Source organism: Rhizobium sp. SRI_017, from assembly GCF_057586295.1.
In genome coordinates, this window is sequence record NZ_JBYCZP010000006.1 from 318,735 (window position 1) to 342,318 (window position 23,584).

23 protein-coding genes and 1 tRNA gene are annotated in these 23,584 nt (G+C 59.5%); 16 read left to right on the forward strand and 8 right to left on the reverse strand.

Annotation, left to right across the window (positions count from 1 at the left end; all coding sequences use genetic code 11):
- Positions 1-70: 70 nt before the first annotated feature.
- Positions 71-703, reverse strand: a complete 633-nt coding sequence (gene ccmA, locus AC2YI2_RS16415; protein WP_487387594.1) for a heme ABC exporter ATP-binding protein CcmA — start codon at positions 701-703, stop codon at positions 71-73.
- 277 nt (positions 704-980) lie between these two features.
- Between ccmA and acnA the strand changes: the two genes are divergently transcribed.
- From acnA to AC2YI2_RS16430, 3 genes are all read left to right on the forward strand, one after another.
- Entirely contained in the window at positions 981-3,671 is a 2,691-nt protein-coding gene (acnA, locus tag AC2YI2_RS16420; RefSeq protein ID WP_487387555.1) for an aconitate hydratase AcnA, read from the forward strand.
- Between the two features lie 163 nt (positions 3,672-3,834).
- A complete protein-coding gene (locus AC2YI2_RS16425) occupies positions 3,835-4,473 on the forward strand; it encodes a LysE family translocator (RefSeq protein WP_487387556.1) in 639 nt (212 codons plus the stop codon).
- Between the two features lie 9 nt (positions 4,474-4,482).
- Positions 4,483-4,779: a hypothetical protein gene (locus AC2YI2_RS16430; protein WP_487387557.1), complete on the forward strand. Its 297-nt coding sequence runs from the start codon at positions 4,483-4,485 to the stop codon at positions 4,777-4,779.
- Between the two features lie 17 nt (positions 4,780-4,796).
- Here AC2YI2_RS16430 and ispG read toward each other — a convergent pair whose 3' ends face one another.
- Both ispG and AC2YI2_RS16440 read right to left on the reverse strand, forming a co-directional pair.
- On the reverse strand, positions 4,797-6,050 hold the full coding sequence (gene ispG, locus AC2YI2_RS16435; protein WP_487387558.1) for a flavodoxin-dependent (E)-4-hydroxy-3-methylbut-2-enyl-diphosphate synthase: 1,254 nt from the start codon (positions 6,048-6,050) through the stop codon (positions 4,797-4,799).
- Between the two features lie 91 nt (positions 6,051-6,141).
- The gene (locus tag AC2YI2_RS16440; protein WP_487387559.1) at positions 6,142-6,732 is read right to left on the reverse strand and encodes a TetR/AcrR family transcriptional regulator; all 591 of its coding nucleotides are present in this window, start codon (positions 6,730-6,732) and stop codon (positions 6,142-6,144) included.
- A 60-nt stretch (positions 6,733-6,792) separates the two neighbouring features.
- Between AC2YI2_RS16440 and AC2YI2_RS16445 the strand changes: the two genes are divergently transcribed.
- Genes AC2YI2_RS16445 through acuI form a run of 3 tightly spaced genes read left to right on the forward strand, consistent with a single transcriptional unit; the run spans position 6,793 to position 10,581 of the window.
- Positions 6,793-7,251 carry a (2Fe-2S)-binding protein gene (locus AC2YI2_RS16445; protein WP_487387560.1) on the forward strand — a complete coding sequence of 153 codons (459 nt, stop codon included), beginning with the start codon at positions 6,793-6,795 and terminating at the stop codon, positions 7,249-7,251.
- 2 nt (positions 7,252-7,253) lie between these two features.
- Positions 7,254-9,530, forward strand: coding sequence for a xanthine dehydrogenase family protein molybdopterin-binding subunit (locus tag AC2YI2_RS16450; RefSeq protein ID WP_487387561.1), 2,277 nt, complete (start codon positions 7,254-7,256; stop codon positions 9,528-9,530).
- A 55-nt stretch (positions 9,531-9,585) separates the two neighbouring features.
- Positions 9,586-10,581 carry an acrylyl-CoA reductase (NADPH) gene (acuI, locus tag AC2YI2_RS16455; RefSeq protein ID WP_487387562.1) on the forward strand — a complete coding sequence of 332 codons (996 nt, stop codon included), beginning with the start codon at positions 9,586-9,588 and terminating at the stop codon, positions 10,579-10,581.
- Here the strand turns inward: acuI and AC2YI2_RS16460 are convergent, their stop codons facing one another.
- Together AC2YI2_RS16460 and AC2YI2_RS16465 are read right to left on the reverse strand one after the other, a co-directional pair.
- Complete coding sequence (locus AC2YI2_RS16460; RefSeq protein WP_487387563.1) at positions 10,582-11,556, reverse strand: calcium-binding protein; 975 nt, start codon at positions 11,554-11,556, stop codon at positions 10,582-10,584.
- A 161-nt stretch (positions 11,557-11,717) separates the two neighbouring features.
- Complete coding sequence (locus AC2YI2_RS16465) at positions 11,718-12,173, reverse strand: Lrp/AsnC family transcriptional regulator (RefSeq protein ID WP_487387564.1); 456 nt, start codon at positions 12,171-12,173, stop codon at positions 11,718-11,720.
- Between the two features lie 306 nt (positions 12,174-12,479).
- On the opposite strand from AC2YI2_RS16465, the gene AC2YI2_RS16470 reads away from it, so the two are divergent.
- The 4 genes from AC2YI2_RS16470 (at position 12,480) to AC2YI2_RS16485 (ending at position 16,346) form a co-directional block, all read left to right on the forward strand.
- Positions 12,480-13,241 carry a DUF1223 domain-containing protein gene (locus AC2YI2_RS16470; RefSeq protein ID WP_487387565.1) on the forward strand — a complete coding sequence of 254 codons (762 nt, stop codon included), beginning with the start codon at positions 12,480-12,482 and terminating at the stop codon, positions 13,239-13,241.
- Positions 13,242-13,382: 141 nt separating this feature from the next.
- Positions 13,383-13,769, forward strand: coding sequence for a DUF2794 domain-containing protein (locus tag AC2YI2_RS16475; RefSeq protein ID WP_487387566.1), 387 nt, complete (start codon positions 13,383-13,385; stop codon positions 13,767-13,769).
- A gap of 103 nt (positions 13,770-13,872) precedes the next feature.
- Entirely contained in the window at positions 13,873-14,517 is a 645-nt protein-coding gene (locus tag AC2YI2_RS16480) for a thiamine diphosphokinase (RefSeq protein WP_487387567.1), read from the forward strand.
- Positions 14,518-14,519: 2 nt separating this feature from the next.
- Entirely contained in the window at positions 14,520-16,346 is a 1,827-nt protein-coding gene (locus tag AC2YI2_RS16485) for an ABC-F family ATP-binding cassette domain-containing protein (protein ID WP_487387568.1), read from the forward strand.
- A gap of 162 nt (positions 16,347-16,508) precedes the next feature.
- On the opposite strand, the gene AC2YI2_RS16490 is transcribed toward AC2YI2_RS16485, so the two are convergent.
- Positions 16,509-16,739: a hypothetical protein gene (locus AC2YI2_RS16490; protein WP_487387511.1), complete on the reverse strand. Its 231-nt coding sequence runs from the start codon at positions 16,737-16,739 to the stop codon at positions 16,509-16,511.
- Positions 16,740-16,968: 229 nt separating this feature from the next.
- Between AC2YI2_RS16490 and AC2YI2_RS16495 the strand changes: the two genes are divergently transcribed.
- The 5 genes from AC2YI2_RS16495 to AC2YI2_RS16515 all read left to right on the forward strand — a co-directional run bounded on the left by AC2YI2_RS16495 (position 16,969) and on the right by AC2YI2_RS16515 (position 20,317).
- Positions 16,969-17,045, forward strand: a tRNA-Arg gene (locus AC2YI2_RS16495).
- Between the two features lie 52 nt (positions 17,046-17,097).
- Positions 17,098-17,691: a hypothetical protein gene (locus tag AC2YI2_RS16500; RefSeq protein WP_487387569.1), complete on the forward strand. Its 594-nt coding sequence runs from the start codon at positions 17,098-17,100 to the stop codon at positions 17,689-17,691.
- An 8-nt stretch (positions 17,692-17,699) separates the two neighbouring features.
- The gene (locus tag AC2YI2_RS16505) at positions 17,700-17,963 is read left to right on the forward strand and encodes a DUF3800 domain-containing protein (RefSeq protein ID WP_487387570.1); all 264 of its coding nucleotides are present in this window, start codon (positions 17,700-17,702) and stop codon (positions 17,961-17,963) included.
- Positions 17,964-18,696: 733 nt separating this feature from the next.
- The gene (locus AC2YI2_RS16510; RefSeq protein WP_487387571.1) at positions 18,697-19,164 is read left to right on the forward strand and encodes a hypothetical protein; all 468 of its coding nucleotides are present in this window, start codon (positions 18,697-18,699) and stop codon (positions 19,162-19,164) included.
- Positions 19,165-19,324: 160 nt separating this feature from the next.
- Positions 19,325-20,317, forward strand: a complete 993-nt coding sequence (locus AC2YI2_RS16515; RefSeq protein WP_487387572.1) for a calcium-binding protein — start codon at positions 19,325-19,327, stop codon at positions 20,315-20,317.
- Between the two features lie 44 nt (positions 20,318-20,361).
- On the opposite strand, the gene AC2YI2_RS16520 is transcribed toward AC2YI2_RS16515, so the two are convergent.
- Both AC2YI2_RS16520 and AC2YI2_RS16525 read right to left on the reverse strand, forming a co-directional pair.
- On the reverse strand, positions 20,362-20,493 hold the full coding sequence (locus AC2YI2_RS16520; RefSeq protein WP_487387573.1) for a hypothetical protein: 132 nt from the start codon (positions 20,491-20,493) through the stop codon (positions 20,362-20,364).
- Between the two features lie 753 nt (positions 20,494-21,246).
- Complete coding sequence (locus AC2YI2_RS16525) at positions 21,247-22,131, reverse strand: calcium-binding protein (protein WP_487387574.1); 885 nt, start codon at positions 22,129-22,131, stop codon at positions 21,247-21,249.
- 493 nt (positions 22,132-22,624) lie between these two features.
- Between AC2YI2_RS16525 and AC2YI2_RS16530 the strand changes: the two genes are divergently transcribed.
- A complete protein-coding gene (locus AC2YI2_RS16530) occupies positions 22,625-23,464 on the forward strand; it encodes a calcium-binding protein (RefSeq protein ID WP_487387575.1) in 840 nt (279 codons plus the stop codon).
- Positions 23,465-23,584: the final 120 nt, after the last annotated feature.

The following is a 23,584-nucleotide window of genomic DNA, read 5'->3' on the forward strand; positions in this document are numbered from 1 at the left end:
GGCGCGCTTGGTGAGGGGTTCAGCGCAAGTCCCAACAGGAATGGGAAGGCGACTTTCGCTCGCACGACTATCATGCAATCTCTCCGTGATACTCGAACCCCTTCATCTCCAGCCGCTTCGCACCCTCGAGCCCAAGCTCCTGATGCGTTGCCGCGACGATGATTCCGCCGCGCGCCAGATACTCTTTCATAATTCGCCCAAACAGCGCGTCCGATTGCCGGTCCAGCGCCGCTGTCGGTTCGTCGAGGAGCCAGACCGGCCGCCACGCGACGAGCAGCTTGGCCATCGCCATGCGCCGCTGTTGGCCGGCCGACAGATAGCCGAAAGGCAGATGCAGCAGTTCGACGAGGCCGAGTTCCCGGGAGGCAGCCTCAACGCCGAGTCCCGTGCCACCGGCGAAGTCGCCCATGAAGGACTTCCAGAAGGCGAGGTTCTCCTCGACAGAGAGTTCCCGCTTCATCGCATTGCGATGGCCGAGATAGTGCATCGCCTCGGCGGCGCGGGGGATATCCGTGCCGTTGACCGTCACCTTCACACTGCCGGCGTCTGCTGGAAGCAATCCCGCGATCACCCGGATCAGCGTCGACTTGCCTGTTCCGTTTCGGCCGGTCAGCACCAGTGATTCGCCATCTTGCAGCGCAAAACCGATGCCGGAAAATATCCGATCGTCGCCGCGCCGGGCCGCAAGGTTGGTCACGTCAATTACCGTCAAGCGTCGCCTCCGGCAGCATTATCGCCGCAACGCAAAAAAATGTCGCTTGGGCTTAAGTCTGTATGGCGACTTGTTTAGAAATTATCTATACCAACTTCAACCACGCCAGCAGCCGGCGTGAATATCATCCTAGCGCCGAACCTGGAATTGCGGGGAGCATTCCACGTGCGGACAGCGGAAATGGTTGCACCCGCATCCCACTAAGCGCCTCATGGCGCCGGGCGTTCGCACGTCAGTTCAAAGCTGATCAGACGAGACGGGTTATTAGATGTCCAAATCAACAGACAGTTTCAATTGCCGCAGCACGCTTTCCGTGAACGGCAAGGAATATGTTTATTACAGCCTGCCCAAGGCCGAGGCCAACGGCCTCGCCGGCGTTTCCAAGCTACCCTTTTCGATGAAGGTGCTCTTGGAAAACCTGCTGCGCAACGAGGATGGACGATCCGTCACCAAGGAAGACATCGAGGCGGTCGCCGCCTGGCTCGTCAACAAGGGCTTGACTGAGTATGAAATCGCCTATCGTCCCGCTCGCGTGCTGATGCAGGACTTCACCGGCGTTCCCGCCGTCGTCGACCTCGCTGCAATGCGCGACGCGATGGTGTCGCTCGGCGGCGATCCCGAAAAAATCAACCCGCTGGTGCCGGTCGACCTCGTCATCGACCATTCCGTCATCGTCGACGAATTCGGCACGCCCACCGCACTCGCCCGCAATGTCGAGCTCGAATATGAGCGCAACGGCGAGCGCTACCGCTTCCTCAAATGGGGCCAGCAGGCATTTGAGAACTTCCGCGTCGTGCCCCCCGGCACCGGCATCTGTCATCAGGTGAATCTCGAATATCTCGGCCAGACCGTCTGGACGAAGGACGAGGACGGCGAAACCACCGCCTATCCCGACACCTGCGTTGGCACCGATTCGCACACCACCATGATCAACGGCCTCGGCGTGCTCGGCTGGGGCGTCGGCGGTATCGAAGCGGAAGCGGCGATGCTCGGCCAGCCGGTCTCCATGCTGCTGCCCGAAGTCATCGGCTTCAAGCTCACAGGTGCTGTCAAGGAGGGCGTCACCGCCACCGACCTCGTTCTGACGGTCGTGCAGATGCTGCGCAAGAAGGGCGTCGTTTCCAAATTCGTCGAATTCTTCGGCCCCGGCCTTGAGAGCATGTCGCTCGCCGACCGTGCGACGATCGGCAATATGGGTCCGGAATACGGCGCGACCTGCGGCTTCTTCCCTGTTGATGGAGAGACCATCAACTATCTCACCATGTCCGGCCGCGAGACGGACCGCATCGCGCTGGTCGAAGCCTATTCCAAGGCGCAGGGCATGTGGCGCGACAGCGACGGCTCCGAACTCGTCTTCACCGACACACTCGAACTCGATCTCGGCGAAGTGGTACCGTCCATGGCCGGCCCGAAGCGTCCCGAAGGCCGCCTCGCGCTCGAAACCATTGCGCCGAACTTCGCCCAGGCGCTCGAGAACGACTACAAGAAGCCCGGCCAGCTGACGACCCGCTACGAAGTCGAAGGCACCGACTACGATCTCGGCCATGGCGATGTGGCGATTGCCGCCATCACCTCCTGCACGAACACCTCCAACCCGTCTGTGCTGATCGCTGCCGGCCTGCTCGCCCGCAACGCGGTCGCCAAGGGCCTGAAGTCCAAGCCGTGGGTCAAGACCTCGCTCGCACCGGGAAGCCAGGTCGTGGCAGAATATCTCGGCAAGTCCGGCCTGCAGGATTCGCTCGACGCGCTCGGCTTCAACCTCGTCGGCTTCGGCTGCACCACCTGCATCGGCAATTCCGGCCCGCTGCCGGCGCCGATCTCCAAGACGATCAACGACAAGGGCCTGATCGCCGCCGGCGTGCTCTCGGGCAACCGCAACTTCGAAGGCCGCGTCTCACCCGACGTACAGGCCAACTATCTGGCTTCCCCGCCGCTCGTCGTCGCCTATGCGCTGGCCGGCTCGGTGCAGATCGACCTGACCAAGGAGCCGATCGGCGATGACCAGCAGGGGAACCCTGTCTATCTGAAGGATATCTGGCCCTCCTCGAAGGAGATCCAGGAATTCATCATGAAATATGTGACCCGCGAGCTCTATGCCTCGAAATATGCCGACGTGTTCAAGGGCGACGCCAACTGGCAGGACGTCAAGATTCCCGAAGGCAAGACCTATGCCTGGGACGACAACTCGACCTATGTGCAGAACCCGCCTTACTTCGTCGGCATGAAGAAGGCAGCGATCGGCGTCACCGACATCAAGGGCGCCCGCGTGCTCGGCCTCTTCGGCGACAAGATCACCACCGACCACATCTCGCCGGCCGGTTCGATCAAGGCAGCCTCGCCCGCCGGCAGCTACCTGATCGGCCATGGGGTCCCGGTCGCGGACTTCAACCAGTACGGCACGCGCCGCGGCAACCATGAAGTGATGATGCGCGGCACCTTCGCCAATATCCGCATCCGCAACCACATGCTCGGACCGAACGGCAAGGAAGGTGGCTACACGATCCACTATCCGTCGAAGGAAGAGATGTCGATCTACGACGCCGCCATGGAATACAAGGAAGAGGGCGTTCCGCTCGTCATCTTCGCCGGCGTCGAATATGGCAACGGCTCGTCGCGCGACTGGGCGGCCAAGGGCACCAACCTGCTCGGCGTCCGCGCCGTGATCGCGCAGTCCTTCGAGCGTATCCACCGCTCCAACCTCGTCGGCATGGGCGTGGTGCCCTTCGTCTTCGAGGAAGGCTCGAGCTGGCAGTCGCTTAACTTGAAGGGCGACGAAGTGGTGACGATCGAGGGGCTGGCTACGATCAAGCCGCGCCAGAAGACGGTTGCGCATGTGACCTATGGCGACGGTACGGTGAAGGACATCCCGATCATCTGCCGCATCGATACGCTCGACGAGATCGACTACTTCCACAATGGCGGGATTTTGCAGCAGGTTCTGCGCGACCTGGCTGCCTGATCCGCCTGCATGCATCTGGAAATGCGAGCCGCCGGGAGCAATCCCGGCGGCTTTCGTTTTGGCGTGTTCCGATCGATTCCGCTGATGGGGTCTTCAACAAAAATCTCTTTTCCTTATCGAAGGCTCAGCTATCCTCTCGGCATCAGTTGCGCGCGAGGCCGCCATGCCGATCCATGAATACCTGCCCTATCTTGCCATTGCCTGGACGGCCTATTTCATCGCGGTCGTCAGCCCTGGTCCCGCCACCCTGGCGCTCGCCGCGACGTCCATGACGTCGGGCCGTGCGGCCGGTGTGTCGCTCGCACTGGGCGTTTACACGGGCTCCTTCATCTGGGCCTGTCTGACCTCGCTGGGTCTGGCCGCGATCCTCACCGCCTATGCCGGCCTGCTCACCATTCTCAAGATAGTCGGTGGCCTCTATCTGCTCTGGCTGGCCTGGAAGTCCTTCAAGTCGGCGATGACGCCCAATGCGCTGCATCTTGCGGCGCTCGCCAACAAGGAACTCACCCGCCGCCAGCTCTATTTCAAGGGGCTGATGCTGCATCTGACCAATCCCAAGGCGATCCTCGCCTGGCTCTCGATGCTGTCGCTCGGCTTGCCACCGGGTGCGCCGACCTCCGTTATCGCCTTCTTCATCGCCGGTTGCCTGCTGATCGGCTGCACGAGTTTCGTTGGCCTCGCCATCCTGTTCTCGACCGGGCCGGTACGGCGGGGATATACGCATGCGCGGCGGTATATCGACGCCTTCGTTGGTGTGTTCTTTGCTGCGGCCGGGCTCAAGCTGCTGACGGCGAGGATTTGACGGAGGTTGGTGGGCGAGCATCCGATCATTGACCAGCGCATGGCCGACGGGAGCCGGCTCTTTTTGTCCTTGCTTCAGTCGGTCAGCGCGGACACCGCGGTCGCACACTTGAAGACATTGGCCGGTGCAGAGCTGGTCGGGTTTCTCGACGGCGTGACGGAATCGTGGATCGATTTCCGCTACCGGCAGAATGATTTCAACATCCACAATCCGTACGGAGAGTTCTGGTTCTTCGTGAAGGAGCCGGACTGTCCGGATTCAGTACTTGAAGCCGTGCGCGACCACTTCGTGAGCTTGCTGACATAGGACCCGTGCGGCAGAGATTACTCCGCCGCCTCTGTCTTCCCGCCGAACCGCTTCTCGATGTAATCAATGACCAGGCCCTCGAATTCCTCGGCGATCTTCGGTCCGCGCAATGTCAGCGCCTTCTTGCCGTCGATGAAGACGGGCGCGGCCGGCGTTTCGCCGGTGCCGGGCAGCGAGATGCCGATATCGGCATGCTTGCTCTCGCCCGGGCCGTTGACGATGCAGCCCATGACCGCGACGTTGAGCGCCTCGACGCCGGGATATTTCTCGCGCCAGACCGGCATGTTCTTGCGGAGGTCCCGCTCGATATTCTGGGCGAGTTCCTGGAAAACGGTCGAGGTTGTGCGGCCACAGCCGGGACAGGCGGCGACAACGGGAAGGAACTGGCGGAAGCCCATGACCTGCAGCAGTTCTTGCGCGACGATGACCTCGCGGGTGCGGTCGCCATTCGGCTCCGGTGTCAGCGAAACACGGATCGTATCGCCAATGCCCTGCTGCAGCACATAACCCATCGCGGCGGAGGAGGCGACGATGCCCTTCGATCCCATCCCGGCTTCGGTCAGGCCGAGATGCAGCGCATGGTTCGAACGTTGGGCGAGGGCCGAGTAGCAGGCAATCAGGTCCTGCACGTTGGAAACCTTAGCCGACAAAATAATGCGGTTGCGCGGTAGGCCGATCTCCTCGGCGAGTTCGGCCGAAAGCAGTGCGGACTGGACGATCGCCTCGCGGGTAACGTCGCGCGCCGACATCGGCGAACCCTCGGCGGCATTCCTGTCCATCAGCGCGGTCAAGAGTTCCTGGTCGAGCGAACCCCAGTTGACGCCGATGCGGACAGGCTTGTCGTAGCGGATCGCCATTTCGACGATGTCGGCGAACTGCTTGTCCTTCTTATCCCTAAAGCCGACATTGCCCGGGTTGATGCGGTATTTCGCAAGGGCCTCCGCACAGGCCGGGTGATCGGCGAGCAGCTTGTGACCGATATAATGGAAATCGCCGACCAGCGGCACGTCCAGGCCGAGCCGGAGCAGCCGCTCGCGGATCTTCGGCACGGCCGCCGCGCTCTCGTCGCGGTCGACGGTGATGCGGACGATCTCTGAGCCGGCCTTGAAGAGCTCGGCGACCTGCTTGACGGTCGCGTCGATATCGGCCGTGTCGGTATTGGTCATCGACTGGACGACGACAGGGGCGCCGCCGCCGACGATCACGCCGCCGACATCGACGGCAATGGAGGCGCGGCGGTCCTTGGGGGCGAATTCGGCGAAGGCGGACATGGGCAATCCCGGGAGAATACTGGATCTCAGGTGGCAAAGGCCGACCTGAATGTCAATGCTGCGGCAAATTGATGACGATCAGTTGAAGGCCTCAGTCCTTCGTCATCATCGGCTTCAGCATCAGGTCAACCAGCAGCCGCATTTCCTGCTCGCTGCCCTTGGCAAGGTGGGTGCGGTGCTTAATGCCTTCGAGGCCGTTGACAAGCAGGCGGGCGACGGCGGTGGTACTCGCGCCGTCGGGAAGCTTCATATCGCCGCCGGCGACGGCCCGGTCCATGGCGCCGGCGATCAGCCCCTGCATGCGCGCGAACCAGTCATCGCCAAGATCTTCGGCCAATGCCTGCTTGGCGTCGAACAGTTCGGCGCCATGCGGCGTGTCGACGATATCCCGGAAGGGCGTTACCATGCCGGCGATCACGGCATCCGCCACGCGATCCGGCAGGTCGGCGTCCCCGGCAAGGACGGTTTCCATCGCCGCCAGGAGTTCCTCGACGAACATTTCGAACCCGGCGCGGAAGATGTCGTTCTTGTTCTTGAATAAGAGATAGAGAGCGGGCCGCGACAGTCCCGCCGCATCGGCGATATCGGCCATCGTCGTGCGCTTGAAGCCGTAGGAAACGAAGGTCTTGAAAGCCGCTTCGAGGATCGCCCCGCGCCGGTCGGGAAGTTCTGTTTCTACCATGTTTGACATTCTGACATTTTTTGATATTTTGTCAAAGCAATCCTCAGCACGGAGAGTCTGATGAATCTGACCGTCAATGGCAAGGCTTACACGCTCGATATCGAGGAGGATATGCCGCTGCTCTGGGCGCTTCGCGACGAACTCGACATCAAGGGGCCGAAATTCGGCTGTGGCGCCGGGCTCTGTGGCGCCTGCACGGTCTGGGTCGATGGAAAGATCGAACGATCCTGCCAGCTTCCGGTCGGCTCCGTCACCGGACCCGTCACGACCATCGAAGGCCTCTCCAATGGTGCGACGCTGCATACCGTCCAGCAAGCCTGGATTGAGGAGCAGGTGGCGCAGTGCGGCTATTGCCAGTCCGGCCAGATCATGGCGGCAGCGGCTCTGCTCAGCGAGAATCCCAACCCTGACGACGCGGCGATCGACGAAGCGATGCAGGGCAATCTCTGTCGCTGCGGTACCTATCCGCGCATTCGTTCTGCGATCAAGCGTGCCTCGAACGAGCTGAGGGGAGTCTGACCATGGGCCGACTTGCAACGATTACGCGGCGGACGTTTCTGGTTGGCGCGGTGGCGCTGACAGGTGGCGCGGCTTTCGGCTACTACAAATACAAGCAGCCTTTCGACAATCCGCTCAAGGACGATCTCGCTGACGGCGAGGCGACCTTCAATCCCTATGTGAAGATCGGTTCCGACAATACGATCACCGTCATCGCGCCGCGCGCCGAGATGGGGCAGGGCATATTCACCACACTCGGCGCGCTTGTCGCCGAGGAGCTTGACGTGACGCTCGACCAGATCAAGATCGAGCATGGTCCGGGATCGCCGGCCTATTTCAACACGGCGGCGCTGGAGCACGGCGCGCCCTATCCGCTGTTCGACGAGAGTTTTGGCGCTGAGACGACACGCTCGGTCATGGGCGTGGTCGCAAAATTCCTGGCGCTGCAACTCACGGGTGGATCGACTTCGACGGTCGATCACTATGAGAAGATGCGGCTCGCCGGCGCGGTAACGCGCGAAATGCTGAAGGAAGCTGCCGCGAAGAAGCTGGGTGTCGATGCAGCCAAGCTGACGACATCAGATGGCCATGTGATCGATGCGGCCAGCGGCAAGCGCCTGACCTATGGCGAACTTGCGCTTGATGCGGCCAAGCTCACGCCACCCTCCGAGGTCAAGCTGAAGGACAAGTCCGAGTGGAAGATCCTCGGCAAATCGCCGCCGCGCAAGGACATGCTGGCCAAGGTCACCGGCGCGCCGATCTTTGGCATCGACGTCGCCGAGGACAAGATGGTCTATGCGACCATCCGGATGAACCCGAAGATCGGTGGCAAACTCAAGTCGCTGGACATGAAAGCGGCGAAGGACATGCGCGGCGTCCAACGGATCGTCGAGCTCAAGTCGCCCTATGGCGAGGGCTTCGGCGTCATAGCCGACAATACCTGGCGTGCCTTTCAGGCGGCCGATGCGGTGAGCGCGGAGTGGGAAGACGCTTCCTATCCCTCCGACAGCAAGGCGATGGAAGCCCTGCTCGATACGGCGCTCGATGGCGACACCGGATCGGTGTTGCGCACTCTGGGTGACCCCGACGCGGTCCTCGCAGCCACGCCCAAGGCGCAGGTGATCGAGGCCGATTATTTCGCGCCCTTCCTCAGCCATGCGGCGATGGAGCCGATGAACGCGACGGCGCTCTTCCGCCATGGCCGGCTCGATGTCTGGGCGCCGAACCAGTCACCGACCGTGGTCAAGCTTGCGGCATCGCGTGCGGCAGGGATCGAGGAAGACCAGGTCTTTGTCCACACGACCTTCCTCGGTGGCGGCTTCGGACGGCGCGCGGAGCCCGACTTCATCGACTATGCCGTGCGCATGGCGATGTGGGCGCAAGGCAAGCCTGTCAAGACGACCTGGACGCGCGAGGAGGACATCACCCACAGCCCGTTCCGCCCGCTCGCCAAGGCGCGATACCGCGCGGTGCTGAATGGCGACGGCACGCCAAAGGCGGTCCTTGGCTCGGTCGCGTCGCCATCGATCCAGAAGAGTTTCATGGGTCGGCTCTACCCGTCCCTGCCGGCGGGCGGAGCCGATGTCGGCATTGTCGATGGCGCCTATAACCAGCCCTATGCGATCGAGAACTACCGCATTGACGGCCGGCCGGTGGAACTTGCGGTGCCGGTCACCTTCTGGCGCTCGGTGGGCTGTTCCTACAACGCCTTCATGCATGAGAGCTTCATCGACGAGATTGCTGTGGCCGGAAAGACGGATCCGCTGGCGCTCCGCAAGACCTTGATGACGCCCTATCCGGTCGCCACTGCCCTGCTCGACAAGGTGGCCGCCATGTCGAACTGGGGCACACCGCTGTCATCAGGCAAGGCGCGCGGACTGGCCTTCACGCTGTCCTTCGGCACCTGGGTCGCTCAGGTCGTCGAAATCTCCGACCGTGCCGGCAGCATCAAGATCGACAAGGTCTATTGCGCCGCCGATGCCGGTCTGGTGCTCGACGAGCGGAACTACAAGGCGCAGATGATGTCCGGCATCATCTTCGGCCTCTCGGCGGCGATGCAGCAGCAGATCACCTTTGCCGGCGGCGCAGTGGAGCAGCAGAATTTCGGCGACCATGATCCGCTCCGCATGCCGCAGGCGCCCGAGATCGAAATCGAATTGCTCAGCAATTCGACCCATATGGGTGGCGCCGGCGAACCGGGCACGCCGCCCGTCATGGCCGCGCTCGCCAACGCGATCTTTGCTCTGACCGGCAAGCGGGTTCGGCGGATGCCGTTGAACGCCGAGGTGACCTTCGTCTGATTGCGGGACAACGGCCGTCCGCCTATGCTTCCGCTCGAAATCGAGGGAGGAAGGCATGATGTTCAGAGCGCTGGTGATAGACAAGGCAACCGACGGCGGGATTTCGCAGACCGTGCGGGAACTCGACGACAGCCTGCTTCCCGAAGGCGATGTCACGGTCCGGGTCGATTATTCGACGCTGAACTACAAGGACGGGCTCTGCATGCATGGCCAGGGCGGCCTCGTTCGCAACTATCCGCATGTGCCCGGCGTCGATTTCTCCGGCGTCGTCGAGATGTCCGACGACCCGCGCTACCAGCCGGGTGATCGCGTGGTGCTGACGGGCTGGCGCGTCGGCGAGGCGCGCTGGGGCGGCTATGCGACGCGTGCCCGCGTCAAGGCGGACTGGCTGGTGAAGCTGCCGGATGTGATTTCGAACCGCCAGGCGATGGCGATCGGCACGGCAGGCCTCACTTCGATGCTGGCCGTCATGTCGTTGGAGAAGGCCGGCCTCGCGCCTGACAAGGGCGAGGTGCTGGTGACGGGCGCGGCCGGTGGCGTGGGTTCGGTCGCGGTCGCGATTCTTGCGAAGCTCGGTTACGCGGTCGCGGCAGTTACCGGCCGCCCGGAGATGGCGGATTATCTCAAGGATCTCGGCGCGGCCACCATCATCGATCGCGCCGAGCTGGCGGAAGCCGGCCCCAAGCCTCTGGAAACCGAGCGCTGGGCCGCCGCCGTTGATGCCGTGGGCGGCGAGATGCTGGCCAAAGTGCTCAAGCAGATGAAATACAATGGCTCAGTCGCATCGATCGGGCTTGCGGCCGGCGCGGGCGTGCCCTCCTTCACCGTCATTCCCTTCCTGCTGCGCGGGGTGAACTTGCTGGGCATCGATTCCGTGATGCGGCCCTACGAGGATCGCGTCGCAGCGTGGAACCGCATTGTCACCGACCTGCCGATGGAAAAGCTCGATGCCATGATTTCCGAACATGGGCTCGAAGAAATGCCCGCCCTCGGAAAATCAATCCTCGAAGGCGGGGTCAAGGGGCGCGTCGTGGTCAATCCGAACCTCTGATCAGATGAGAAAGTCGGTGTTCGCCATCGAGGCAACGCCGTCCATTTGAATAAGAATGTCGGTCAAGCCGTCGCCATTGGCATCGATTTGCACGAAGCCGTTGTCGAAGCGGATCTCGCCATTGCCGCGTGCGCTGAAGCCTGCCGTGCCGTTGAAGGTGAAGTTTTCGCTTCCCTGCATGAGGCTGAGGTCGATCCGGTCGCCTTCGGCGCCCGAGAAGTCGGCGATGGTCTCGATCGTAAGGGTCGTGAAGCCGCTGGCGCGGGTATCATTGGCCGTGCGGTAGACGAAGTGATCGGCACCGGCGCCGCCGGACATGAAGTCCGCGCCGATTCCACCGTCGATGATGTCGTCACCATCGAACCCATGCAGACCGTCGTTGCCGCCGAGGCCGCCCAGGAAGTTGGCATCATTGGTGCCGCCGATGAGGTCTGCAAGCTCGGAGCCGATCGCATTTTCGATCGATGCCAGCGTTTCGAAACGCGAGGCGCCCGTCTGGGCGGCGCCGGCCGCAAGGTCGATGGTGACGCCTTCATCGCCGACCACGTTGTTCAGATGGCGCTCCTGGTAGGAGATCGTGTCGATGCCGTTGCCGCCATTGATGTTATTCTGCCAGCCGTCGCTAAAGAAGATATCCTGGCCATTGCCGCCATGGTAGGCGCTCTTGAATGTCTGGATGACGAACTGGTCGTTGCCTGCGCCGCCATCGATACCGTCGAGCCCGCCGAGCGACGAGAAGCCCGTGCCGAAATAGACGTCGTTGCCCTTGCCGAGCAGGATGATATTGCCGCCTTCGAAGGCGTTCGTGACGGTATCGTTGCCCTTGCCGGCATCGACGCGGTTGTCGCCGCCGAGATCGTCCGATCGGTTGAGATTGATCGTGTCGTCGCCGCCGAGTGTGCTGATATCGAGGTTGGTCAGGCTGCCCTGAACAAACTGGTCATTTCCATTCGTGCCTCTGGTTACCTGTGCCATGTCCCGCTCCGTCGTTGGGAGAGTTGTTCGATGGACAGGTTTTCACAGGAAAAGGCGCAGTTCGCCGTTCCGCCGGGAACAGGCACGATGCATTTGCGCTTATCGATAAGACGCGCGGCCTTCTTTGTTTATTCGCGGGTCTCGAAAAGATTTTTGTTTTTTCAAACTTCGAGTGTCGACACTTCCTTGGCCGACGAGAGCACGATCAGTGTTTCGGTGCGCATCAGGCCCTCGATGCTCTTGAGATCCTGGGCAAGGAAGCGCTCGAGCTCGCGGGTGTTCTTGAGCCGGACCTTCATCAGATAGTTCCAGGCGCCGGTGACATGGTGGCATTCGAGCACCGCGCCGCTCTCCGCGACCTTCTTCAAGAAGGCGGTTTCGACACCAGGATCGTTCCAGCCGACGAAGACGAAGGCAAGCAGGTCGAGCCCCACTTTCTCGGGATTTACCGCGGCGTGAAAGCCTGAAATGATCTCATTGCGGATGAGGCGCTTGATGCGATCATTGACGGTTGAGGGCGCTAGCTTGAGTTCCTGGCCGATTTCCGCCAGCGAAAGTCTGTCGTTCTTCTGGAGGAGGGCAAGCAGGTTGCGGTCAGTTTCATCAAGTATGCTCATCTAGTGTCCAATCACAAATCGCGCGGCAGACCATAATGTGAAAATCTTCACTCAGGAAGGCCGGTTTTCATCTTCTTTGTACACACGTACGAAAACCTGTTGATTGTACGGTACCGCACAGAATTCCTGTCTTCAACCGGTGGGTCAAGCACTTGGTTTCGATTGAAAACTGCCGCGCCAAGCAGCAAAGGAAAGCCACAATCAACCTATTTTGATTTATGTGTGAGCTAGCCTTCATCTATAACCGCAGATGAGGTCGTCCGGCCGACTGAACCGATCTTTCCCGTATTTGGCGAGAAATTCTGAATGTCCATCCTACTGCCCCGCGCGTTGATCTTCGTTGCCACGGCCTTCGCGACGATGGGCTTTGTGGCCAATGCGCCTGCACAGGAGGCCAGCAAGTCCAAGCCTATCGGCGTCGTAGAACTCTTTACCTCGCAAGGTTGTTCCAACTGTCCGAAAGCGGATCGCGCGATCGAGAGTCTCGCGGGGCGTGATGATGTCGTTACGGTCGCCTATCATGTCGACTACTGGAACTATATGGGCTGGCAGGACACGCTGAGCGCCAAGGAGAATACCGAGCGCCAATATGGCTATGCCAAGACGATGGGCATCAAGAATGTATTCACGCCCCAGATCGTGCTCAACGGCATGCATGATACAAAAGTCACAAATCCGGATCGCCTTGTCGACGAACTCGGCCGGCTGAACGGCACACGCAATGGTATGCCGGTGACTGTCTCGGCCGAACTTTCGCCAGAGGAAATGACGATCCATATCGGTGATGGTCCGGTCGCCGGCATAGACAAGGCCGACGTGGTCGTGGCCTATTTCCGCAAGTATTCGACAGTCGAGATCCAGAAGGGCGAGAACCAGGGCAAGAAGATCGTTTACCGCAACGCGGTTACCAAACTGGAGACCGTTGGTATGTGGGAAGGCAAGGCGCTGACGGTCAAGCTTCCCGCCGCGGTGCTGGCCAAGCGCGGCTTCGATGGCTGCGCGATCCTGTTGCAGTCCCATGACGTCGACAACAATCCCGGCCGCATTCTTGGGGCCGCGGCCCTCTGATCGCCCGGTGCCGGCAGGCATGACATCCTGCATGTTGCGGGAATTCATTCTTGCAATTCGCGCTCGTTGAGGCAAACTGTCACCAATCCGTCATCAATGGTTCGTGCCGAGAGGACGGGAATAATCGGTCGACGGGACGCTATGACGGATCATAACGAGCATTCTGGAGCGGCCGACCGACGCGGCCGGATCGTCATCGACCTCAGCGAATATCGCGACGTCCGCGATCCGATGCCTGTCACGTTCCATCGCCTCGAGCTCAATCAGATTCTTCGTGTCTATGGCCGGATGGTCGGTGAGAGCGAATGGCGCGACTATGCCATCGATCATTTCAAGGAGAAGGCGGTGTTTTCCGTCTTCAAGCGTTCGGGTGACCTGCCGCTCTACCAAATCGAGAAGAATCCGAAATTTGCCCAGAAGCAGGGCGCTTTCTCCATCGTCAATACCCAGGGGCGCATCCTCAAGCGCGGACAGGATCTCGCCCAGGTCATGAAATTCTTCGACAAGGTGCAGAAGCTGCGGGACTGACGCATGTCTACCGAAAGTGGGAACCGGTTTGGGGTGAAGGACATGCACACAAACTAAACCCGCTGCGTTTGACGTTGAAGGGCCGCTCGCGTAAAGCGCCCACATGTCCAAATTCGTCATTCTCCTCGGCGGTCCTCTCACCATCCATCCGCGACTGCTCGACCAGGTCAAGGGTGCGCGTGCCATTGCTGCCGATGGCGGCATCCGACATGCGGAGCCGCTCGGGCTCACACCAGAAATGTGGGTGGGCGACTTCGATTCCACCGATGGCGAACTGGCGCTGCAATATGCCGAGATTCCGCGCCTCGAATATCCGGCCGAAAAGTCCCTGACCGATGGCGAGCTTGCCTTGCAGATGGCGCTCGACGAAGGCGCATCCGAGATCGTCATGGTCGGTGCGCTGGGCGGCGAGCGGGCGGACCATGCCTGGGGACATGTCGTCCAGGCGCTGGCACTGGCACTTGACGGTCGCCGGGTCTTCCTGACCTCCGGCGACGAGGAAGGCTACCCGCTGCTGCCGGGAAGCATAATCCTCGACCTGCCCAAGGCGAGCATGTTTTCCGTCCTCGGGCTCGACCGGCTCGAAGGACTGACGATCCAGAACGCACGCTATCCGCTCGACGGCTTCGAATTGCCGTTCGGATCGTCGCGCACCATTTCCAATGTCGCGGAAGGTGAAGTGACCTTCGACCTCCGCGCCGGACGCGCCCTTGTCTTGGCGCGACCGCATGACTTTTCCGGAGTGTGATCTTGGCACCGCCGATCCTGAAACTCGAAGATATCAACCTCACCTTCGGCGGGACACCGCTCCTGTCCGGGGCGAGCCTGCAGATCGAACAGGGAGAGCGCATCTGCCTGGTCGGCCGCAACGGTTCCGGCAAGTCGACCTTGATGAAGATCGCCGCCGGCATGATCGAGCCGCAGAGCGGCGAGATATTCCGTCACCCGTCATCCACTGTCCGCTATCTGCCCCAGGCACCCGATTTCGAGGGCTTTGAAACGGTGGAAGCCTATGCGGCCGCTGGGCTCGGCCCATCGGACGATCCCTATCGCGTGACCTATCTCCTGGAACATCTCGGGCTCACCGGCCACGAACACCCTTTGCAGCTCTCGGGCGGCGAGATGCGGCGCGCGGCGCTGGCCAAGGTCATGGCGCCGGAGCCCGACATTCTGCTGCTGGACGAGCCTACGAACCATCTCGACCTGCCGACGATCGAATGGCTGGAAGGCGAATTGCAGAAGACGAAAAGTGCCCTGGTGCTGATCTCGCACGACCGGCGCTTCCTCGAAAAGGTCTCGACGGCGACTGTCTGGCTCGACCGTGGCACCTCCCGTCGCCTGGACCGGGGCTTTGGTCATTTCGAGGCCTGGCGCGACAAGGTGCTGGAGGAGGAAGAACTCGAACAGCACAAGCTCGGCAAGGCGATCGAGCGCGAGGAACATTGGTTGCGCTATGGCGTCACCGCGCGGCGCAAGCGCAACATGCGCCGGCTCGGGCAATTGCAGGACATGCGGCAGGAGCACCGTACGCATCGCGGGGCATTGGGCTCGGCTCAGGCGACGGTTTCGGAGGCGCGTGACTCGGGCAAACTGGTGATCGAGGCGGAGAAGATCACCAAGGCTTTCGGCGACCGGACGATCGTCGCCCCCTTTTCGCTGCGCGTCCATCGCGGCGACCGCATCGGTCTCGTCGGGCCGAACGGCGCCGGCAAGACGACCTTGCTCAAGCTGCTCACGGGCCAGCTCGAGCCCGATTCCGGTACGGTCAAGCTCGGCACGAATTTGGAAATTGCCACGCTCGACCAGAAGCGGGAAGATCTCAATCTCGAAGATACGCTGGCGCATTACCTGACCGATGGCCGTGGCGATAACCTGCTGGTCAACGGTGTCCAGAAGCATGTGACGGGCTACATGAAGGAATTCCTGTTCCAGCCCGAACAGGCGCGCACCCCGATCCGCAGCCTGTCGGGCGGCGAGCGTGCGAGGCTGATGCTTGCGCGCAACCTCGCCAAACCCTCGAACCTGCTGATCCTCGACGAGCCGACCAACGATCTCGACATCGAGACCCTCGACCTGCTGCAGGAAATCGTTTCCAGCTACAACGGCACCGTGATCCTGGTCAGCCACGACCGTGACTTCCTCGACCGCACCGTCACCTCGACCATAGCGCCGGCCGATCCTATGAGCCCCGATGGCCGTTGGATCGAGTATGCCGGCGGCTATACCGATATGCTGGCGCAGCGCCGTGGCCAGCAGGCCGAACAGCGCAGGAAGGACGAACGCGAGCGCCGACCGGCGGCCGTTGCGGAGCCTTTGCAGGAAACGGCTTCCAAGGCCAAGAGCAAGCTGTCCTACAAGCAGAAGTTCGCGATCGAGAACCTGCCGAAGCAGATGGCCGACAAGGAAGCGGAGATATCAAGGATCGAGGCGAAAATGGCGGACGGCAGTTTCTTCACCAAGGACCCCGACGGCTTCGCCAAGGCGGCCAAGCAGATGGAAGCAGCCCGCGCCGAGATCTCCCGCATGGAAGAAGAATGGCTGGAGCTGGAAATGCTGCGCGAGGAACTCGAGGGCTAGCAAACGCTGAAAAGACAGAACCCGGCGCTGTCGTGAATTGCCCCTAAGGGGCAATCACTGAGGACGCCGGGCTCTGCCTGGGAGTTCATTTCGATCGTGGTCCCGGATGGGCCGCTCCGAGCAGGGGGAGGATCAGGCGGCCGCGGTCCGGGTCAGATCAGATTAGTCGCAGATGCGAACCTTCTTGATGTAGACATTGCCCCAATCGTCGTAGCGCTTGACCTTCTTGACGAAGCAGTAGTCATGGTAACGCGGGGAGACGACGACAACGCCCCAATGATGGCGCTTCCAGCCGTGATGCTTGTGCTTCCACTTCCAGCCGGCTTCAGCGGCCGATGCGAGCGAGACGGTGGCGACGAGGGCGGCGGTGGCGCCGATGATGAACTTTTTCATGATTGTTGTCCTCTAGGGTGTTGAGTTGAAGTGCGGTTCAGTTCTTCGTTTTGTTGGATGTCTTCTCTCATCCGGTGATGTTGTTTTCGCACGGCCCAACTCAAGCCGCTGTTTCCTGGGGAACAGGGCCGAGGAAAAATGAAAAACCCGGCGCGAGGCCGGGTCAAAAGGACGAAATTCAGCGGAGCACTTGGCGAAGCGCCCGGTCTTCTATATGGAAAAAGCGCGCGGTCCCGTAGCTCAGCAGGATAGAGCACCAGATTCCTAATCTGGGGGTCACTGGTTCGAATCCAGTCGGGATCGCCAATCTATTCAATTAGTTAGAGCTGGTTTTACTGCAGATCATGTTGCATCTGTGTTGCAACTGAATTCCTTGGATTCTCAGTGGTTTTCAGATGACATCGGCGAATCCATGCGACATGATTTGCAACATAGGTTCATCCGATTACTGAGTCTCGGCGAGGCGGCGCCAGGGCGCGGCAGAAATTCAAGTGATGGCATGTCTGCACCGCTACGCCGCTTCTCCTTCTTCGTTGACGAAAGCAGCCAAACAAAGCACCGATATCTAACGCTCGGCTGCCTAGTGGTGGAACAGCGATATGTGAATCCATTCGATTTCACGATTGCCCACGCACGGCGCCTTGAGTTGCCTTCCGGTGAGATGAAGTGGGCGAAAATATCAGGATCAAAGCTTAATGTTTATAAGCTGGTAATCGATCGCTTTTTCGATTTGCCGCAAACCCAGGATAGCATTAGCTTTCACTCTCTTGTCGTTGACACCTCGAAAATTCGTGATGAGGTTTATAACAACGGGGACCGCGAGCTCGGCTTTAATAAGGAAGTCTATCAACTCCTTATGAAATGCGCGAGACTGTACCCCGATGGCATTTTCAACGTGTTTGCTGATGAACGTCAAACCAAGCGCACGATGGAGGAGCTGAAAAAGTCCTGAACAACGGAATGAAGAAAAAGCGTGATCCAAGGCCGCTCCCATTCCGGGATGTACAGTTCTGCGATTCAAAGAAATTTCGTCTTCTTCAAATGACAGATCTACTTCTTGGCGCCACCACTTTTCAAATCAACGGGCATCACAAGAAGGACAATGCCTCTGTCCACAAATGCCATTTGAGTGATTACGTTCTCAGCAGAGCTGGAATTCAAAATCCGGCCAGGAATACCGCCGTGGGCGGCAAGTTCACAATCTGGCACCGGCGCCTGCGATAGGATCCCGCGGGGACAAGGTCTGGCGACCGCCTTTCGGCTCCCACTACTCTTGGCAGTGGGGTCTCCCCACGGGATTGATCGAATCATACGCGCTCTGCAGCATTAGTCAAAACTTGAAACACGGCTGGATGGATCACGGAACGAGCGCGGAAAATCTCTGGAAAATTGCGGATCACCTGGCGGTTAAGCTCCGCCTACTGCGGCGGTGAGATAAATAGGCTTTTCAGGTGCGTCGCTTTAGCGTCTGCTGCGCTGCGTTCCATGAGGGGCAATGAGCGGCAAGATTTCTGATGCCACTGGAGATCCCGGTCATCGAGGTTTGGGCTACCGCTCAGCGCGATTATCTGATGCCAGGCGCAAGCCAGAACAGGAGAGACTCGGACCTGGCCCCCGCACCCTGTGGCCAGGCAAAAGCCTACGTTGCGTATGCAAGTAAGGTGGCTCGTGTCTGCGAGATCGAATGCACAGAAAAACTCGCTCTTCCAAATCAGCAACGCCTCTTCACATTCCTCGTCTTTCTCAAGTACACTACATGGAGGATGCGCGAGAAGAGTTCGGTAACTTAGCCACTCGCGCTGAATTCCCTCGAGCGATCCGGCCTTCGCGCCGAACGATGCGGCGATGAAGACGAAAGCGAGTACCAAGGACTTCAACAGCCAGTCTCCAGAATTTGACGTCCGGCAATTTATGTCGGGTGAGAAATTTGCGCAACAGCTGGCCGCCGGCAGTTCAAATGCTCACCAAAATCCAGCCAGAACCAGACCTGTTTTCGTATGCCGCCCTCAGCCGCGAGGATGAGGTGGCGGCTCGCGAGGACACCGCTCTGATCAAGGCGCACATGAAGAGCGCCGCAGAAAGCATCATCGCCGTGGGCCTGGCGCTCAAGCGGCAGAAAGAGCGGCTTCCGCACGGGATGTTCCTACCATGGGTCGAGGTTGAATTCGGCATGAGCTATCGGGCAGCAGCCCGATTCATGGAGCGATCTGACCGGTGGCCCAAACTTGCCAACTTGGCAACTTTGACGCCTCATCTGGCGTCGTCCGTCTTAGATGAAGTGGCGGACCCATCCACCCCCATTGAAGTGCGCGACCGCGTCGAAGGTCTCCTTGTCGACGGACAGAAGGTCACCGTCGCCAACATCCGGAAGTGTGCAGGGAGTGCCATTACTGGTCGCTGTTCCCGTGGGAACTCCCGCTCATAACACACCCGTGCAAATTGGGTTCACTGGTAAGCGCATTAAGCTCTTAATTTCAAAGGGCTTACGGCGCTCAAGAGGGAAAACTTGTCTCGCTTTGAAGCCCTACTTGCCTACTCTCTAAACGACCCACAGCGCCGACACCGCGCCCCAAAGGAGAAATAAGATGGCAATCAACATTCCTTCCAGCACAACGAAGTTTGAAATCGTCGAGTCTGACGAGACTTACACCATTGAGACGAACGTCACTGTGGACGTCACCGGCGATGACGCGATCTTCGCAAGTGATGGCGTCACCAACGACGAGCTCTTCATCAAGGGCAAGGTTCTTCAAAGCGGCGACGGATTTGCCGCGATCCATACCGATGCAGTCAACATGAAGATCCACATTGAAGATGGCGCCTCGGTCATCGGCGGCAGTGGAATCTTTTCCGAAGGCCCTGAACCCGGCAGCGTGCTCGAAATCACTGTCGATGGATTGCTGGAGGCTACCGGCGCAGACGGCTTCGCTATTCAGACGGCGGACAGCAAGGAGATCGTTGTCAACCACGGCACCATCACCGGCAAAATCCACCTCGGCAGTGGCGAAGACACGTTTGATAATCGCGGTGGCACAGTGACTGAAGGTATCGAAGGCGGCGCCGGGGACGACACGCTAATCGTGGATGACGCCGGCACGTTGCTAATCGAGAATGGCGGCAGCGAAGGCTACGACACCGTAAAGACCACGGTCTCTTATACACTGTCAGAAAATGTCGAACAGCTAATCCTGATGGGTAAGAAGGACCTCAACGGCACCGGCAACGATGACCAGAGCGATCTCTTCGGCAACAAGGGCAAAAACATACTCTCTGCCCTCGACGGCAATGATATCCTTGATGGCAAGAAGGGAGCTGACCAGCTCGACGGCGGAGATGGTGCTGACACTTTCGTCTTTGCGACCGGCTACGGCAAAGACACGATCATGGATTTCGAGAATGGTGTCGATCAGATCGACGTCAGTCGGTGGACGGGGATTGACGATTTTGGTGATATCGAAAGTCACATGTCCTCATCGAATGGCGACGTTTTGATCACGCTCGGCAAGGACGTTCTACGCATCGCCGACACAACGGAAGCCGACATAGACATCAATGACTTCATCTTCGATATCGTTTGATCTCACCAGGCCAAAATCGGGCGGCGGGGACACCGGCGCCCGTTCTATTTTGTTGATTTGCTCCACTGGAATTCGTTCCTACCTCGGTTCTGACCGGCGTTGATCAGCGGGTTTTCGGCCGCCGCCGCGGTCGTGATCAGCTCCATCGCTTTGTCGATTTTCGTGATCCCAGCCATTTTCGGACACTTTGCGCGATCACGTCACTCAAGGAGCCCCAATGCATCGTTTTGGAGGGCGATTCCCCTTTGGAATCAACGGGAGGTGAAAAAGAGAGGACTTCCCCCTAGAAAACATAATTTGCGCGCCTATCCGGGTTGCTGCGCCCCGCGGGGCAGTGAGGCCTCATACGTTCTCTAAAGGCCTCACCATCGCCGCGCCTGGGCGCGCCTGTGAGAGGCGAGCACATGCACCATCACGTTCATCATCAGCAGTGCCGCGCGCATCCTGGGCCATCTGTGAGGCGAGCCGTCATCCTGGCCATGCCCTGCGCGTGGCCTCGGCATGCCATGCCCCATCATCGAGGGTGAGGCGCATGCGTTGCGAGCTGCGAGAGTGGCCATGTCCTGCCCATGCCCGTGGTGGCAGCTGGTCGGCCATGCCCATGCCCTGCCCCATGACCAGCGAGGCCGTCGGCCTGCAAGCTGCTACCAGTGGGGCGAGACGCAAGGGCCATCATCATGCAGTGACAGGCGCGGCCATGCAGGACCGAAACCGAAAACCCGAAAGGCTTTGCTGGTCGTTTCGATTTGAAGGTGACTGCGAGGGGGAGAAGCGAGCCGGAAACTATGCCCGGGCTATAGAATCAGAACTGTCGCGCCGATGGCACCGGTGACAGCATTCAGTTCTTTTTTCGGAGTGTTACCCGACGACGCCGATTTGACAAACTTCAACAGACCACGCCCTCGCCGCCGCCCAGGCGCCAATGGTAATCAAAGCAGGAAGTTTGCCTCGCTCAAATTGCCAGCGCCCGGCATGGATATTACAAGGTCAGCACGATGGTCACCATCTGTGTCGCCCTCGACAAAGGTGATTCCTTTGATGATTTTGTAGTGGAGTTCGGTGATACTACCTGAGAAAGCTTGCAGGCCCACAAATGTGAAATGTTGATCCCCGCTGAGCGTCTTGTCGGCATCCCATTCGGTGAGATCGATAATCTCATCGCCATTGGCGTCAAAATCCGTGATCACATCTGCCTTTTCTCTTCGTCGAGCCGTATCTCCGGTCGCAAAGACAAACCGATCCACACCGCTCCCACCGACCAGCCAGTCCGTATCGCCGGTGACCGACACCTTTTCAGATTGCTCTGCTGCAAATGTTTCCGCATTTCCTCGAAGAGTATCGTCGCCGCCCTTGCCTTTGATTTTGTCGGCGCCACTCGTCCCGATGAGAGTCTCGGAAACAGCCGTGCCCTGCACGACGTTCTGGGTGAAAATGACACTGATATGAACGTAGGTATGGTCGGTGAAAGCGGTGCCTGCAAAGTTGACAGACAGCTTATCTGTCGTGACCGTGATATCATCACGATCAAGGCCAGACATGTTTGACTGCAGGCGAACGCGCGTCATAGAATTTATGTCGCTGTTGAGATCCTCGAACACCGCACCGTTGAAAGTGCCATTCGTCTTAAAGATGCCCGTGTCGACAAACTCAAACCGGATGTAACTAGACCCGATGTCAATCGAGTAGAATTTGCCCGTAAGCTCGACATCCTCAACAACAGTCAGATCGCCGGCGCCAAAATCCTCACCTTCGACTGGTGTACTCGGGAAGGGGTAGAAGAAACTGTACTTAAGGGTCTTGCCCGTGAAGGTCATAGTCAACGTCTCGAATGGAAACCATCAAATCCTTTTCCCACTATTCGATTAGGCTGGCGCGATGCTGTCCGATCAACAAATTCGGTTGGAAAACTCCTGAAGCTCCTGACAAGGAGTATGTGATAATAGGAGTGGGCCCTACGTCAGCACCGCCCGGACAACGAGGACGCAGCAGGCGGCGACTGCCGACCATTTCACCAGCCCGCGCCAGGAAGCTGACCGCGGCGCACGCCGCGCGCCGCTCGGTCCAACCACCCTTGAGAGGTCCTGACAAGGGAGCGACTGCTTAAGCTATGATCGAGCACCCATTGGAAGGCGAACTGGTCAAGCATTTCCGGCGAACCAGAGTTTGCTGGCCCAAATAGTTGAATTGTCGTTAGCTTAGCGCGGGAATCGCTTTCCGTCATTTAAACAATTACTTACTTGACTTCCAAGTTCGACTTGGGGCGCTATTCTTGCAGTCGGCAGGAAGTCGACGCGGGAGGAGGCCGAAATGACGATCAGTGTCGTTTATAAATTTTGGGGCGTAAGTATCATAACCACTAACCAAGCGCTCAATTTCGATGGCGAGATCTTCGACGGAGACGCGAGTGACAATCCGGCATTTGGGGACGGACCAGTCAGCTATAACTACACCTTGAACGGGAATGACTTCGTTGGCTCGAGTGGCAATTTCAACGACCAAGTCCATACCGGTGGTGGAGACGATTTCATCAGCACGGGTGATGGGGATGACGAGATTTATGGCGATGGTGGTGACGACGAAATTCGCGGAGACAACGGCAACGACCTAATTTACGGCTGGACTGGAGACGACTCCATACTGGCGGGCGCGGGCACAGACACTGTTTCTGGTGGAGCTGGGGACGATGAAATCGATCTCGGCCCTGCAGGTACGTCGGGCCGAGAGCGGGCCTCCGGTGACGGCGGCGACGATTTGATTTTAGGAAGCAATCAGAGCGATGACATTCTCGGGGGGGCGGGCAGTGATGTGCTCGTGGGGCTCGGAGGGGGCGATTTGATCCGGGGCGGTGCCGGAGCGGATGTAATTGTCCTATGGGGGACAGGAGATAGTACGATAGCTGACCCAGATACCGTACGTGATTTCCGACACAACGATGGGGATCTCATCAACATCGGCGACTTAGGATCCGACTTCGTTTACCGAGGGCAATCGGCGTTCTCGGGCGCACAAAATCAGATCCGCGTCGTCAGTCAAGGTAGTAACCTCCGAGTAGAGTTCAATCTCGATAATGATCGCGCAGCTGAAGCAGCGATCGTGCTCGCCCAAACGAAACCTGGTGATATTTCGCTGGCTGACTTCGACTTTTAGGTTTTGACGTCGCTCGCAAGAGCATTGCTGCGCGTTGTCTATGAAGCAGACTTTGCTCCGTTTCCCGTGGTTGAGAGACGGAGCGTTTTATTCAGACCGGGAACCGCACCGGGTTTGCCG